Annotated in this window: 15 protein-coding genes and 1 other RNA gene; 11 read left to right on the forward strand and 5 right to left on the reverse strand. The window is 66.6% G+C overall.

Annotation, left to right across the window (positions count from 1 at the left end):
- Positions 1 to 73: 73 nt before the first annotated feature.
- Positions 74 to 910, forward strand: a complete 837-nt coding sequence (gene rsmA / locus K5Q19_RS16130) for a 16S rRNA (adenine(1518)-N(6)/adenine(1519)-N(6))-dimethyltransferase RsmA (RefSeq protein WP_292947332.1) — start codon at positions 74 to 76, stop codon at positions 908 to 910.
- A gap of 142 nt (positions 911 to 1,052) precedes the next feature.
- On the opposite strand, the gene K5Q19_RS16135 is transcribed toward rsmA, so the two are convergent.
- A complete protein-coding gene (locus K5Q19_RS16135; protein WP_292947335.1) occupies positions 1,053 to 3,245 on the reverse strand; it encodes a PQQ-dependent dehydrogenase, methanol/ethanol family in 2,193 nt (730 codons plus the stop codon).
- A gap of 147 nt (positions 3,246 to 3,392) precedes the next feature.
- Between K5Q19_RS16135 and K5Q19_RS16140 the strand changes: the two genes are divergently transcribed.
- The 4 genes from K5Q19_RS16140 (at position 3,393) to K5Q19_RS16155 (ending at position 7,315) form a co-directional block, all read left to right on the forward strand.
- A complete protein-coding gene (locus K5Q19_RS16140) occupies positions 3,393 to 4,601 on the forward strand; it encodes a hydrolase (RefSeq protein WP_292947338.1) in 1,209 nt (402 codons plus the stop codon).
- Positions 4,602 to 4,606: 5 nt separating this feature from the next.
- Positions 4,607 to 5,638, forward strand: a complete 1,032-nt coding sequence (locus K5Q19_RS16145; RefSeq protein ID WP_292947340.1) for an arginine N-succinyltransferase — start codon at positions 4,607 to 4,609, stop codon at positions 5,636 to 5,638.
- Between the two features lie 11 nt (positions 5,639 to 5,649).
- Positions 5,650 to 6,912 carry an N-succinylarginine dihydrolase gene (locus K5Q19_RS16150; protein WP_292947342.1) on the forward strand — a complete coding sequence of 421 codons (1,263 nt, stop codon included), beginning with the start codon at positions 5,650 to 5,652 and terminating at the stop codon, positions 6,910 to 6,912.
- Between the two features lie 157 nt (positions 6,913 to 7,069).
- The gene (locus K5Q19_RS16155) at positions 7,070 to 7,315 is read left to right on the forward strand and encodes a hypothetical protein (RefSeq protein ID WP_292947370.1); all 246 of its coding nucleotides are present in this window, start codon (positions 7,070 to 7,072) and stop codon (positions 7,313 to 7,315) included.
- 155 nt (positions 7,316 to 7,470) lie between these two features.
- Here K5Q19_RS16155 and ssrA read toward each other — a convergent pair.
- Both ssrA and mscL read right to left on the reverse strand, forming a co-directional pair.
- Positions 7,471 to 7,871, reverse strand: a transfer-messenger RNA (tmRNA) gene (gene ssrA / locus K5Q19_RS16160).
- An 18-nt stretch (positions 7,872 to 7,889) separates the two neighbouring features.
- Positions 7,890 to 8,321: a large conductance mechanosensitive channel protein MscL gene (gene mscL / locus K5Q19_RS16165; RefSeq protein ID WP_292947373.1), complete on the reverse strand. Its 432-nt coding sequence runs from the start codon at positions 8,319 to 8,321 to the stop codon at positions 7,890 to 7,892.
- A gap of 199 nt (positions 8,322 to 8,520) precedes the next feature.
- On the opposite strand from mscL, the gene K5Q19_RS16170 reads away from it, so the two are divergent.
- From K5Q19_RS16170 to K5Q19_RS16195, 6 genes are read left to right on the forward strand one after another with little or no spacing between them, the layout of a single operon-like run.
- Positions 8,521 to 9,201: a LemA family protein gene (locus K5Q19_RS16170; RefSeq protein ID WP_292947344.1), complete on the forward strand. Its 681-nt coding sequence runs from the start codon at positions 8,521 to 8,523 to the stop codon at positions 9,199 to 9,201.
- A gap of 24 nt (positions 9,202 to 9,225) precedes the next feature.
- On the forward strand, positions 9,226 to 10,023 hold the full coding sequence (locus K5Q19_RS16175) for a TPM domain-containing protein (RefSeq protein ID WP_292947347.1): 798 nt from the start codon (positions 9,226 to 9,228) through the stop codon (positions 10,021 to 10,023).
- A gap of 1 nt (position 10,024) precedes the next feature.
- On the forward strand, positions 10,025 to 10,693 hold the full coding sequence (locus tag K5Q19_RS16180) for a hypothetical protein (RefSeq protein WP_292947350.1): 669 nt from the start codon (positions 10,025 to 10,027) through the stop codon (positions 10,691 to 10,693).
- Positions 10,690 to 11,238, forward strand: a complete 549-nt coding sequence (locus tag K5Q19_RS16185; RefSeq protein WP_292947353.1) for an NUDIX hydrolase — start codon at positions 10,690 to 10,692, stop codon at positions 11,236 to 11,238. The genes K5Q19_RS16180 and K5Q19_RS16185 overlap by 4 nt, the downstream gene beginning before the upstream one ends.
- Positions 11,239 to 11,257: 19 nt before the next feature.
- Positions 11,258 to 12,037 carry an SDR family oxidoreductase gene (locus tag K5Q19_RS16190; protein ID WP_292947356.1) on the forward strand — a complete coding sequence of 260 codons (780 nt, stop codon included), beginning with the start codon at positions 11,258 to 11,260 and terminating at the stop codon, positions 12,035 to 12,037.
- A gap of 25 nt (positions 12,038 to 12,062) precedes the next feature.
- Positions 12,063 to 12,902 (forward strand): DMT family transporter, encoded by an 840-nt coding sequence (locus tag K5Q19_RS16195; RefSeq protein ID WP_292947359.1) that lies wholly within the window; start codon positions 12,063 to 12,065, stop codon positions 12,900 to 12,902.
- A 37-nt stretch (positions 12,903 to 12,939) separates the two neighbouring features.
- Here K5Q19_RS16195 and K5Q19_RS16200 read toward each other — a convergent pair whose 3' ends face one another.
- Together K5Q19_RS16200 and K5Q19_RS16205 are read right to left on the reverse strand one after the other, a co-directional pair.
- Entirely contained in the window at positions 12,940 to 13,317 is a 378-nt protein-coding gene (locus K5Q19_RS16200; protein WP_292947362.1) for a VOC family protein, read from the reverse strand.
- Between the two features lie 17 nt (positions 13,318 to 13,334).
- A partial coding sequence (locus K5Q19_RS16205) for a zinc-binding dehydrogenase (protein WP_292947364.1) occupies positions 13,335 to 14,153 on the reverse strand: 819 nt, incomplete at its 5' end.

Raw genomic sequence — 14,153 nt, forward strand, 5'->3', positions numbered from 1 at the left:
GGGGGTGCGCCGCGCTGAGAAACGCAAGCGCCGTTCCCCCTCCCCCAACCCCTCCCCGCCGGGGAGGGGAGCTATGAGTGACGCCCCCGGCGTGAGCCTCCCCCCCTTGCGCGAGGTCGTCCAGCGCCACGGCCTGATCGCCACCAAGGCGCTGGGCCAGAACTTCCTGTTCGACGAGCAGCTCCTTGCCCGCATCGCCGCCGTGCCCGGCGATCTCAAGGGCCAGAACGTCCTCGAAGTCGGCCCCGGCCCCGGCGGCCTCACCCGCGCGCTTCTGCGTCGGGGCGCGAATGTCACCGCGATCGAGATGGACCGCCGCTGCCTGCCTGCCCTCGCAGAACTTGCCGAAGCCTTCCCCGGCCAGCTCCGCGTGATCGAGGGCGATGCGATGAAGATCGCGCCCGGCGAACTGTTCGAAGCGCCGTGGCATGTCGTCGCCAACTTGCCCTACAACGTCGGCACGGCGCTGTTCACCGGCTGGCTCTCCGGGCAGGACTGGCCGCCACCGTGGCGCAGCCTCACACTGATGTTCCAGCAGGAAGTGGCCGAGCGCATCATCGCGGCGCCCAGCAGCGATGCCTACGGCCGCCTCGCCGTCCTTGCGCAGTGGCGCGCTGCGCCGCGCATCGCCATGCGCGTCCACCGCAGCGCTTTCACCCCGCCGCCCAAAGTTATGTCGGCGATCATCCATGTCGAACCCGCCGCGATGCCGGAAGGCGTCTCGGCCCGCATGCTCGAACGCGTGACAGAAGCCGCCTTCGGCCAGCGCCGCAAGATGTTGCGCCAGAGCCTCAAGGGCCTCCCCGGCGCGCTTGAAGCTCTCGAAACGCGGGGGATCGATGCCCAGCGCCGGGCGGAGACGCTGAGCGTGGCGGAATTCGTGGCAATCGCCCGCGCTCTCACCCGCTAGGGCGCCATTGCATCATAAAGCATCGTCGGCCCGGACTTGATCCGGGCCTTGGCTTTCTCTTTCGACGCCGCGCCAGAAGAAAAGCCCAACCCCGTGGCAAGCACGGGGTGACGGGAGTGGTTCAGTACAGCGTCGTCACACGCTAGTTCGGCGCTGCCTTCTTCCGCTGCGCCAGATACCCCTTGCGCTGCGTGTCGATCAGATAGGCGTGGATCGCGTCGACATCGTACCTGCTCACCATATCCCCCATCGGTGCCATGCCGTTCCCCGCCAGCGCACCGCCCAGCACGATCTGGTTGAACATGCCGTGGATATCGCGAGGCAGGCGCGAAAGGTCCGGTGTCACGCCCGGTCCGAACATGTGGCAGCGCGAGCAGAACTCGGTGAACTTCGCCTCGCCATGCGCGATCTTCGCCGCTGTCGCACGGCTTGGCGGCGGGGCGGGATAGGTGAAGGGATCGGGCCGCAATTCGGGCTGCGGCACCGGCCCGCCGCCCAGCTTGAACACAAGGATGCGGTTGGTGTTGCGGTTCCTGTAGGCAATGTCCGCCGGGGTGATCGGATAGCTGATCCCCACCCCGCCATAGCCCACCTGCACCGCGATATACTGCACCCCGCCGATCCGGTAGGTCATGGGCGCGGCCATGATATGCGATCCGGTCTGGATCGAGGCCAGCTGTGCGCCGGTCGTGGCGTTGTAGACCCGCAAGGTGCCATCCCCGCGACCCTGCACCACGATATTGCCCGCAGTCGAAAGCACGCCGCCGTCATAGCCGCGGTTGCGGTCCGAGGTGACCTGCTCCCACACCACCTTGCGCGCCACCGGGTCCCACGCCTTCAGCACCTCGCGCACGAGGCTGGTCTTGCCGCGCTCCTTCTGCAGCTCTGCCTTGGTCGGCAGCGGGCCGAAGAGGCGGCTGAGCGTGGCCTCGTCATAAGTATCGTCGGGAATGATCCCGTTGGCGTTGAAGAAGCCCTCGAGGTGCTGCAGCTTGCCCTTGTTGGTGGCCAGATTGACCATGACATTGGGCTGATCGACCGTGGGGATATAGACGAGCCCCGTCTGCGGGCTGAACGACATCGGGTTCCATGTGTGCGCCCCGGCCCATGACGGGTAGACGTTCTTGGGGCTAGCCGAATAGTCGGCCACTTCGGTGAAGACCGGGCGCCCGGTGGCAAGGTCCACGCCCTTGGCCCAGTTCACATAGGCAAAGGCATCGGCGGCCAGCAGCTTCCCGGTCTTGAGATCGAGCGTGTAGAAGAACCCGTTCTTCGAGGCCTGCATCACCACGCGGCGCGGCGCGCCCCCGCCCACCGGCAGGTTGGCGAAGATGAACTTCTGCACCGCGTCATAGTCCCAGGCATCGCCCGGCGTTTCCTGATAAAACCAGGTCATCCGCCCGGTCTTGGCGTTCACCGCGACGATCGAGGCGTTGAACAAGTCATCGCGCCGCTCGGCCGCGCTCTTCACGCGCGAATAGGGCGAGGCATTGGCCGTGCCGAACACGATCTGGTCGGTCTCGGCATCATAGGAAAGCCCGTCCCACACCGTACCGCCGTTCTGATAGCGGCCATCGTGATCCGGCCCCCACGACTTTGCCGCCATTTCCAGCTCGGGATGCTCGAAGGGCTGGCCGGGCGGCGGCGGCACCGTGAAGAAGCGCCACTTGAACGCGCCGGTCTTGATGTCCCACGCAGAGATATAGCCGCGCGTCGATCCGTCGCCCAGATCGGCGCCCGAATTGCCGATCACCACGGAATCGCTCGTCAGCAGCACCGCTCCGGTCGAGGCGTATGTATAGGTCGATTTGCCCCGCCCGATGATCGTATCCGCGGTCCACTTCTCCGCTCCGGTCTTCGCATCGAGCGCATGGAGCCGCCCGTCCTCGCTGGCGACGAACACCACGCCGCCCCGCACCGCCACGCCGCGGTTCACCGTATCGCAGCAGGCATTCCTTGCCGAAGCCGGATCGATGCCGGGGTGGAAGGTCCACAGCACCTCGCCCGTCGCGGCATTCAGCGCATAGACGATGCCCCACACGCCCGAGGTGTACATGACCCCGTCGATGACGAGCGGCGTCGCTTCCTGCCCGCGCTCGGTGCCCATGTCATAGGCCCAGGCAAAGCCCAGCTGATGCGCATTGCTGTCATTGATATCAGCGAGCGAGGAAAACCAGGTGCCTGCCTCGTCGCCGCCCACATAGTGCCACTCGTCCCCCGCGACCGGATGGGTGGCAGACGGAAACGCCGGCAAGCCCGCCTGCAGCGAAGACGCGGCAAGGCCGCAAGCACAGAGCAGACCGAGCATGGGCCGGCGGAGGGAGACAGAGATCATGGGAAGAGTGTCATCCCGAACGCTCGTCCTGACAAGCGCCGATCGCACGCCACTCGTCATTCCCGCGCAGGCGGGAATCCAGGGCCGCCCGCGCTGTGGTTGCCGCTAGGGGTTCACCCCGGCACGCGGGCAGGCTAGAGCACCCCCATGGCCACGCTTGCCCCCTCCGAAGCAGCCCTCATCGAGGGGATCGACGCGCCTGCCATGCTGCAGCAGGTCGAGGGTTGGTGTGCAATCAACACCGGTACGCGTAATACAGCAGGCCTCGCCCGGCAGGCCGCGCTGCTGGCTGATGCGTTCTCGGCGCTCCCCGGCGAAGTCCGTCTCGTGCCCCCCGCCCCGGTCGAAGCGGTTGCCGCCGATGGCCGCGTGGTGGAGCTCGAACATGGCGCGCACATGGTCCTTGTCGTCCGCCCCCACGCCCCGCGCCGCTATCTGCTTACCGGCCACATGGACACCGTCTACCCGGCGGACCACCCGTTCCAGACATTGACCTGGCTCGATGCGGAAACGCTCGGCGGCCCCGGCACGGCGGACATGAAAGGCGGCATCGCGGTGATCCTTGCCGCGCTCAAGGCGTTCGAGAAGGACAGCCTGGTCTCGCCCTATGTGGGCTATGACGTGTTGATCAATTCGGACGAGGAGACCGGCAGCCTCGCCTCCGCCCCGCTCATCGCCGAGCTGGCGCGCGGCAGGGCAGCGGCGCTGACCTACGAGCCTTCCGCCCTGCCCGATGGCACGCTGGCCGGTGCGCGTGGGGGCAGCGGGAATTACAGCGCGATCGTCACAGGCCGTTCCGCCCACGCCGGCCGCAACCCGCAGGATGGCCGCAACGCCGTGGTCGCCGCCGCCGATCTCGCACTGGGCTTGAAGGCGCTTTCCGGCGACGGCCTCGCCATCAATCCTGCCCGCATCGATGGCGGTTCGGCCAACAATGTCGTGCCCGATCATGCGGTGCTGCGCTTCAATATCCGCCCCCGGAGCGAGGAGGACGCCGCGCGCTTCACCGCCGCCATCGGCCCTCTGCTGCGCGAAGTGGAACTGGCGCATGAGGTGAGCATCCACCTGCATGGCGGGATCAGCCGGCCACCCAAGCCGCTGACGCCGGAGGCGGAAAAGCTGTTCGAACTCGTCCAGCGCTGCGGCGCGGCGCTCGGCCAATCGATCCGCTGGCAGAGCTCGGGCGGGGTCTGCGATGGCAACAATATCGCCGCGCTTGGCGTGCCCGTCGTCGACACCATGGGCGTGCGCGGGGGCGCGATCCACTCACCGCAGGAATACATGATCGTGCCATCGCTGGCCGAGCGCGCCGCACTCTCGGCGCTCGTGCTGCACCGGCTTTCCGGAGGGGAATAACAACCGTGACCCACGTCATCCGCGCGGCCCGCGCCGCGGATCTCGAACATCTGTACGAGATGGCCAAGCTGACCGGCGGCGGCTTCACCAACCTGCCGCCGGATCGCCGCGCACTCACCGCCAAGCTGGAGCGCGCCGCCGCCGCTTTCGCCAACACCGAGGAAGGCGATTCCGAAACGCAGCGCGACGAGCTGTTCGTGCTGATTCTGGAGGACCTTGCCACGCGCGAAGTGCGCGGCACCTGCCAGATCTTCACTCGCGTCGGGCAGACTTGGCCGTTCTATTCCTACCGCATGGCGACACTGACCCAGCATTCCAAGGAACTGGGCCGCACCTTCCGCGCCGAGATGCTCAACCTCGTCACCGATCTCGAAGGTTCGAGCGAAGTCGGCGGCCTGTTCCTCCACCCCGGCGAGCGCGCCGGCGGGCTCGGCATGCTGCTGGCGCGCAGCCGCTATCTGTTCATCGCGATGCACCGCAAACGCTTCGCCGATCGCATCCTCGCCGAACTGCGCGGCGTGATCGACGAGCGCGGCGGCTCGCCGTTCTGGGACGGTGTGGCGGGCCGCTTCTTCGGCATGAGCTTTCAGGAAGCCGACTATTTCAACGCGATCAACGGCAACCAGTTCATCGCCGATTTGATGCCCAAGCATCCGGTCTATATCGCGATGTTGCCCGAAACCGCGCGCTCCGCCATCGGCCTGCCGCACCCCAGCGGCCGCGCGGCCATGCGCATGCTGGAGACCGAAGGTTTTGCGGCGGAAGGCTATTTCGACATCTTCGATGGCGGCCCGACGATGACCGCACGCACCGACCGCGTCCACTCGATCGCGGACGCGAAGATGGTGCCCGTCACCGAAGTCCGCACGGCGGACGAAACCGCCACCCGCGCGCTTGTCGCCACCGGCCGCCTCGCCGATTTCCGCTGCTGCTTCGCCCGCATCATGGCGGACGGAGCGGGCGTCGCGCTTGATCCCGATGCCGCTGCGGCGCTGGGCGTCGGGGTTGGCGATACTGTCTGGCACGTGGCGCGCTGAAGGAACCCGAAATGAGCACTCTGGTCGAGATCAACTTCGACGGCCTCGTCGGGCCGAGCCACAACTACGCCGGGCTCAGCCTCGGCAACCTTGCCTCGGCCAAGCACGGCGGCAACGTGTCCTACCCGCGTGCCGCTGCACTGCAGGGCGTGGCCAAGATGCGCCACAACATGGCGCTGGGGCTGACGCAGGGCCTTCTGTGCCCGCTGCCGCGCCCCAACCATGGCTTCCTCGGCGCGCTCGGTATTGGCGAACCGGCAGACGAGGCCGAACGCCGTCTGCGCGCCGCCGCGTGGTCCGCAAGCTCGATGTGGACGGCCAACGCCGCCACCGTCTCGCCCGCACCGGATACGGCGGACGGGCGCTGCCATCTGACTGCGGCGAACCTCGTCACCATGCCGCACCGCTCGCAGGAATGGCCCGATACCGTGCGCCAGCTGCGCGTGGCTTTCGCAGACAGCGCGCACTTTGCCGTTCACGATGCCGTCCCCGCCTGCTTCGGCGACGAAGGCGCGGCCAACCACATGCGCATGGGCACGAGCCACGCCGCGCCGGGCCTCGAAATCTTCGTCTATGGCAAACCCGGCGGCGCTTTCCCCGCCCGCCAGCACGAGCAGGCCAGCCGCGCCGTCGCGCGCCTCCATGGGCTTGATCCGGCGCGCTGCCTCTTTGTCGAGCAGTCTGCCGAAGCCATCGCAGCAGGCGCCTTCCACAACGATGTCGTCGCGGTCGCCAACGAGCGCGTGCTGTTCACCCACGAACTGGCCTTTGCCGATCCCGAAGGCACTTATGCCGCGATTCGCTCCGCGCTGCCCGAGGCCGAGATCGTTATTGTGCCAGCGAGCGCCGTCAGTCTGGCCGATGCGATCGCCAGCTATCTGTTCAACGCGCAGCTCCTCACCCTGCCCGGCGGCGAGATGGGCCTCGTCATTCCGCTCGAAGCCTGGGAGCACCCTGCCGTCCGCGCCTGGCTCGATGGCATGCTGGCCTCCAACGGCCCGATCCGCCGCGTTCTCCCGGTCGATGTGCGCCAGTCGATGGCCAACGGCGGCGGCCCTGCCTGCCTGCGCCTGCGGGTTGTCGCCGATCCTGCCACCGTCGATCCGCGCTTCCTCCTCGACGAAGCGCGCGCAGACATGCTGGAAACGCTGATTGCCAAGGCCTGGCCCGAGCAGATCGATCCCGCCGATATCGGCAGCGACTCGCTGGCTTCCAGCGTGATCGCCGCCCGCGCTGCCCTGCTCGAAGCGCTGGGTCTTTCCGCACTGGCCTGAAACGGTACGCCCCGCCTCGCGGGGGTTAAGCGCGGCTTTACCATGGCATGTCGCCGTGCTTTACAAGGCATAGGCTATCCCATGCGTGAGAGCCCCGTGATTGCTGATCTGGCACGAAGGTTGCGGAAGAGGTTTGGTGATGCAGAAGAAGCCCTCTTTGCTACGCAAGTTCAGCCGCCTGTTCGTGATCAAGAACCGGTTCGAGGCGAGTGCGATCATTTATGCGCTGGCGCTGGGATCGGCGCAGCGGGGGCAGATCTATCTTTCGCAGTATCCGGGCTTCGGCGGCAAGCTGCTGTTCCTTGCCAGCTGCCTTGCGGTGTTCATGGCCGGCGCCAAGATCATGGACGCGATGAAGTACGAGCGCGAGGCCAAGGCGGCCGCGGTTGAGGTCGAGGGCTGAGGCGCCCACCCCGCTGCGACTAGCTTCGCTTCGCTCAGCAAGTCTCGTGGCCCTCCCGCAAGCGGGAAGGCGCACTTAATCCTTCAGAAAACGCCACACCTCCCCTCCCGCTTGCGGGAGGGGCCGGGGGTGGGCTGGCCCGGCACTGGTGTGAAGGTGGGGAGGTTCTGTTGCCCGGCCCTCCCCGAGCCGCTGAATTCCCTTCTGTTGCCCGGTGGGTTCAACCGCGCTTTAGCTTTGTAAGATCAGGCCGTTAAGCCGTCAGATTACGCCGCGAGAGCGAGTGCTTCGTTGTCGTTGGCACTTGTGGGTTTTGAGCCTTTAACGGGTTACTCAGCCCGGACGAAAACACCGCTTTTCAACACACGTCGATCCTAGTTCGGCCCCATCAACACCTCTGCGACAACAGAGCTCGGCCCTTTAGCCGATGGTGATGGTGGAGCCGCCGGGTACCGCCCCCGGGTCCGCTGCGCCTATTGTACGGTACACTTTATCGTCATAGCCGGTCGAAACCGGCAGGGCCGATATAGGGACGCAGAGGCGGAAAGGGAAGAGGCGCACCTCTCCCCCGCAATCAGCCCTTCTTCAGCGCATCGCGGATTTCGATCAGCAGATCGACTTCGCTCGGGCCGGCCGGCGCAGCAGGCGCTTCCGGGGCCTTGGGCATCATCGAGTTGGCCGCGCGCACGATCTGGAAGATGACGAAGGCCATCAACAGAAAGCCGATCACCGCGGTGATGAAGGCGCCGTAGCCCAGCATCGGCACGCCCGCTGCCTTCAAGGCGGCGTAATCTGTCAGCGAGCCCTTGTAGCTTTCCGGGATGGCGCCCAGCACGAGGAACTTGTTGGTGAAGTCCACCCCGCCTGTCACCACGCCGATCACCGGCATGATCAGGTCCTCGGTCAGCGAAGTGACGATCTTGCCGAAAGCCGCGCCGATGATCACACCGACCGCGAGGTCGAGCACATTGCCGCGCGCGACGAACGCCTTGAATTCTCCCATCATGCCCATGCCGTTATTCTCCTGTTAGGCATATTCACCCAAGCGCTTCCTGCCAGCCGCCACCCGCGACTGCAATCCATTGTAACAACAGGGAGCTTGCACCGAAGCGGACCAGCCCTTGAACCGGGATCGGGACCCGCTACATTCCAGAGCGAGTATTCCCGCCGCGTCCGCGCCGGGACTCTTGAGGGAACACATTTCCATGGCCGCTTCGCTGCTTGCCCGCTTTTCCCGTTTCGCTTTCGTCGCCCTTGCGGCGGCCGGCCTCGCCGGCTGCGGTGTGAACGCGATCCCCACGGCCGAGGAAGCCGCCAAGGCACGGTGGGCTGACGTGCAGAACCAGTACCAGCGCCGCGCCGACCTTATCCCCAATCTGGTCGCGACGGTGAAGGGTTATGCCAAGCAGGAACAGGATACCCTGACCAAGGTGACCGAAGCGCGCGCCAAGGCGACCTCGATCCAGATTTCGGCGGCCGACGTGACCGACCCGGACAAGATCGCCGCCTATCAGGCTGCCCAAGGCCAGCTCTCGCAGGGTCTTGGCCGCCTGCTGGCCTCGGTCGAGGCCTATCCGGACCTCAAGTCGAACCAGAACTTCCTCGCGCTGCAGAGCCAGCTGGAAGGCACCGAAAACCGGATCGCCGTCGCGCGCCGCGATTACAACGAGGCGGTGCAGGCCTATAACACCACGATCCGCACCTTCCCCGCGATCATCGCGGCCAAGGTCGTCTACGGCGCCAAACCGATGGTGCCCTTCGCGGCAACCACCCCGGGCGCGGATACGGCGCCGGCGGTGAGCTTCGATGGGCCGGCTGCTCCGGCAGCGGCACCGGCGGCGAATGACAACGCAGCGGCTCCGGCCAGCAAGGCGGCAACGAACTGAGCCGGGGCCCCTGGAGCCCCGCCGATGAAACGCCTCCTCCTCATCCTGCTCGCAGCGCTGGCCCTCCTCGCCGGGCCAGCCGCTGCACAGACTTTCCCCAAGCTCACCGGCCGCGTGGTCGATGAGGCGCATCTGCTGCAGCCCGACCAGATCGCCGCGCTCGATGCCAAGCTGTCGGCGCTGGAGACGCAATCGCAGCGCCAGATGGTGATCGCGACGATCCCCAGCCTCGAAGGCTATGAAGTCGAGGATTATGCCAACCGCCTGCTGCGCACATGGGGCATCGGTGACAAGCAGCGCAACGACGGCCTGGTGTTCTTGATCGCGCCGAATGAACACAAGGTGCGGATCGAGGTCGGCTACGGGCTCGAAGGGATCATCACCGATGCACTGAGCAGCGTGATCATCCAGCGCGAGGTCGTGCCCCGCTTCAAGCAGGGCGACTATCCCGGCGGTATCGCGGCGGCGACCGACCAGCTGATCGCACAGCTGCAACTGCCGGAGGATGAAGCACGCAAGGTGGCGGCCAATGCCGGCGCACGGGCGAAGAAGGCGAAGGAGCCGCGTTTCGATTTCGGCACGGTGGTGTTTCTCGTCATCTTCTTCTTTTTCTTCGTCCTCCCCTTCCTGCGCGCGATGCGCGGCGGCGGACGGCGCTATGGCGCGCCTGGCGTGATGATCTTCCCCTCGGGCGGCTGGGGCGGGGGCGGCTGGGGCGGCGGCGGATCGGACTGGGGTGGCGGATCCGACTGGGGCGGTGGCGGCGGCTTTTCGGGCGGCGGTGGCAGCTCGGGCGGCGGCGGTGCGTCGGGGAGCTGGTGATATGTTGACGGAAGCAGACCGCAAGCAGATCGCTGAGGCCGTGGCAGCCGCCGAAGCGCAGAGCGCGGGCGAGATCGTGGCCATCGTCACCCCGCAGTCCGATCCTTACCGCGATGTCGCGCTGGCGTGGAGCATCTCGATCGCCTTCCTCGCGCTTGTCGTGCTGGAGCTTGCGCCGGGCTTCACCCTTGGCCTGATCGAACGCGGGCTGGGCCTCTGGGCGCACGAATGGACGCCGCGGCAGGTGCTGGGGATCGCGCTTACCGCAGCGGTGCTCAAGTTCCTCGGCATGCTGCTGCTGATGGCATGGCGGCCCTTGCGGCTGGCCTTGACGCCTGCGCCGATCAAGTCCGCCCGCGTCCATGCCCGCGCCCTCACCTGTTTCCGCATCGGGGCAGAGGGGAGAACTACGGGGCGCACCGGCATTCTGATCTACCTCTCGATGGCCGAGCACCGCGCCGAGATCATCGCCGACGAAGCCATCGCCAGCAAAGTCGCGCCGGAAGTCTGGGGCGATGCCATGCACGCGCTGCTCGAGCAGATCCGCGCCGGGCGGGTCGGCGAGGGCATGGTCGCCGCCATCGGCAAAGTGGGCGCGGTGCTTGCCGAACATCTGCCGCGCGCGGCGGATGACCAGAACGAACTGCCGGACCGGGTGATCGAAGTATGAGCCTTGAAGACGAATTCCGCGATGAGCCCGAAGACATCCGCTGGCAGGGCCGTTTCATCACCGCCAAGACGCGCGGCCGCTGGGAGTACGTCTCCCGCGCGCGGGGCATCAAGGCGGCTGTCATCCTCGCGGTCACGCCGGATGATGAAGTCGTGCTGGTCGAACAGTTCCGCGTGCCGCTGGGCCGCCCCTGCGTCGAACTGCCCGCCGGGCTGATCGGCGATGATGCGGGCGGCGAAGGCGAGGCAGCGGCGACGGCCGCGATGCGCGAGCTGGAGGAGGAAACCGGCTACCGCGCCGGCCGCATGGAAGACCTCGGCGAGTACTTTTCGAGCCCCGGCATGGTCACCGAAGCCTTCACGTTGTTTCGCGCCTATGATCTGGAACGGGTCGGCCCGGGTGGCGGCGTGGAGGGCGAAGGGATCACCGTGCTCCACGTCCCGCGCGCCCATCTCCCGCAGTTTCTCGAAGCGAAGCGCGCCGCCGGTTATGCCATCGACGTACGCATGCTCATGCTGCTAAGCCCGCTCTGGTTCAAGGAATAAACGAGAGGAAACAGGGCTGATGGGCAGAGTATCGGGCAAGCTGGCACTGGTAACCGGCGCGGCGCAGGGCTTGGGCGCAGCGCATGCGGCGCTCCTTGCGCGCGAGGGCGCCAAGGTCCTGCTGACCGACATCAACGGCGAAGGCGCGGCTGCACAGGCTGAGGCGATCAACGCCGAACTCGGCGCCGGAACCGCCTTTGCCATGCGTCATGATGTGACCAGCGCCGACGACTGGGACGCGGCCATCGCCATGGCGGCAGACAAGCTCGGCGGGCTCTCCGTGCTCGTCAACAACGCCGGTGTCGGCGTGCGCGGGGATATCGAGACCTGCACGCTGGAGGAATGGCACCGCGGCTTTGCGATCAACGTCGATTCGGTGTTCCTCGGCTGCCAGAAGGCGCTGCCGCTGCTGAAGGACAACCAGCCCGGCTCGATCGTCAATATCAGCTCGATCGCGGGCCTGATCGCCTCGCACACCATGCCCGGCTACAATGCCAGCAAGGCGGCGGTGTGGATGCTGACGAAGTCGGTCGCGCTCTACTGCGCCAAGCGCGGGTGGGATATCCGCTGCAATTCGGTCCACCCGACCTTCGTCGATACGCCGATCCTCGATGGCATCAGCAAGAACGCCGGGATCGAGAAAGACGTCGTGATGGGCAAGCTCGCCCGCCAGATCCCGCTCGGCCGGGTGGGCGAGCCGAACGAGATTGCGAACGGCGTGCTCTACCTCGCCAGCGACGAAAGCCGCTTCATGACGGGCGCGGAACTGAAACTGGACGGCGGCATATCGGCGATGTGAGCGGGCCTTCATCGGCCCCACGCCCATGATAGATTGGCCGGTCTTCGCACTCATCCTGTTCGCGGCTTCACTGCATGCGAGCTGGAACGCGTTCCTCAAGGGGAGCGGCGATACGCTGCTCTCCACCACGCTGGTGATGGGCGGCGCGGCGGTGATCGCGCTGTTGGCGCTGCCGTTCCTGCCCATGCCTGCGCCGGCGAGCTGGCCGTACCTCGCCGCATCGACGCTGCTGCAGGTGGGGTATCTCGCCCTGCTGGTGCGGGTCTATCGCACGGTGGACATGAGCCTTGCCTATCCGCTGATGCGCGGCTGTGCCCCGCTGACGGTGGCGCTGATCAGCCATTTCTGGCTGGGCGAGGCGGTCCCGTTCCTCGCCTGGATCGGCGTCGGCACCATCTGCTTCGGCATTCTGGCGATGACGCTCGGCGCACGGGGATCGCTGAAGCCGGCGGGGCTTGCCGCGGCGCTGACCAATGCCGCGATCATCGCCGGCTACACGCTGCTCGATGGCACAGGCGCGCGCGCCTCGGGCACGCCGACCGCCTATACGCTGTGGCTTTCGCTGCTGACCGGCCTTGCCATGGCCCTATGGACTTTCCGTGCGCGCGGCAGTGCAGCGATTGGCTACTTCCGCAAGAACTGGCCGATTGGCCTCTTCGGCGGACTCGGCACAATCGTGTCCTATTCCATCGCGCTCTGGGCGATGACGATGGCGCCCATCGCGATGGTCGCGGCGCTGCGCGAGACTTCGATCCTGTTCGCCACCGCGATCTCGGCATTGATTTTGCGCGAGCGGGTAGGCCCCGCACGCATTGCCGCCGCAGTAATCATCGCCTGCGGGGCGATGCTGCTGCGGCTGGCCTGAGGTCCCCGCCAGCGCGGCAGGGACCTCGGTTCAGAGTTCAGGGGTTCGGGTTCGGCGCGAAGGCGCAGATCTTGTTGCCGTCCGTGTCGCGCAGATAGGCGCCATAGGCCTTGCCCGGCGCGTTTTCACGCACGCCCGGAGGGCCTTCGCAGGTGCCGCCATTGGCAAGACCGGCCGCGTGGAACGCATCGACTTCGGCAAAGGTCTTCGCCGCAAAGCCTTGCGTGAAGCCGTTGGACGCGGTGTGCGGCTCGCCGTTCAGGGGCGTGCGGATCATCAGCGCACCGGCGGCGGAGGGGAACACCGTGCCAATCGGCAGCGGCATGCCCTGGTGGCCAAGCGCGCCCATCACGGCGGTGTAGAAGGCGCGCGACTTCTCGATATCGTTGGTGCCGAGAACGGTATGGGTAAACATGTTTCTGGTTCCTTGGCTTAGAACACGACGACCGAACGGATCGACTTGCCTGCGTGCATCAGATCGAACGCGGTGTTGATTTCCTCAAGGCCCATGACGTGCGTGATCATGGGATCGATCTCGATCTTGCCCTGCATGTACATGTCGACGATCTTGGGCACATCGGTGCGGCCCTTGGCGCCGCCGAACGCGGTGCCGCGCCAGTTGCGGCCCGTGACCAGCTGGAACGGGCGGGTGCTGATTTCCTTGCCCGCTTCCGCCACGCCGATGATGATCGAGGTGCCCCAGCCGCGGTGGCAGGCTTCAAGCGCGGTGCGCATCACTTCGGTGTTGCCGGTGGCGTCGAAGGTGTAGTCCGCGCCGCCGTCGGTCAGCGCGACGATCGCCGCCACGGTTTCCTCGCGGCTCATGCCCTTGGTGTTGAGGAAGTCGGTCATGCCGAACTTGCGGCCCCATTCCTCGCGGTCGGGGTTGATGTCGACGCCGACGATCTTGTTCGCCCCGGCAAGCCGCGCGCCCTGGATCACGTTGAGCCCGATGCCGCCGAGGCCGAAGACCACGACATTGTCGCCGACCTGGACCTTGGCAGTGTTGATCACGGCGCCCACGCCCGTCGTCACGCCGCAGCCGATGTAGCACGAGGACTGGAACGGCGCGTCCTCACGGATCTTGGCGACCGCGATTTCCGGCAGGACAGTGAAGTTGGAGAAGGTGCTGCAGCCCATGTAGTGATAGATGGTCTGGCCCTTGTAGCTGAACCGGCTGGTGCCGTCCGGCATCAGGCCCTTGCCCTGCGTGGCGCGGATCGCGGTGCACAGGTTGGTCTTGCCCGAGAG

The sequence above is a fragment of the Novosphingobium sp. genome, assembly GCF_019748365.1.
GTDB lineage: Bacteria > Pseudomonadota > Alphaproteobacteria > Sphingomonadales > Sphingomonadaceae > Novosphingobium.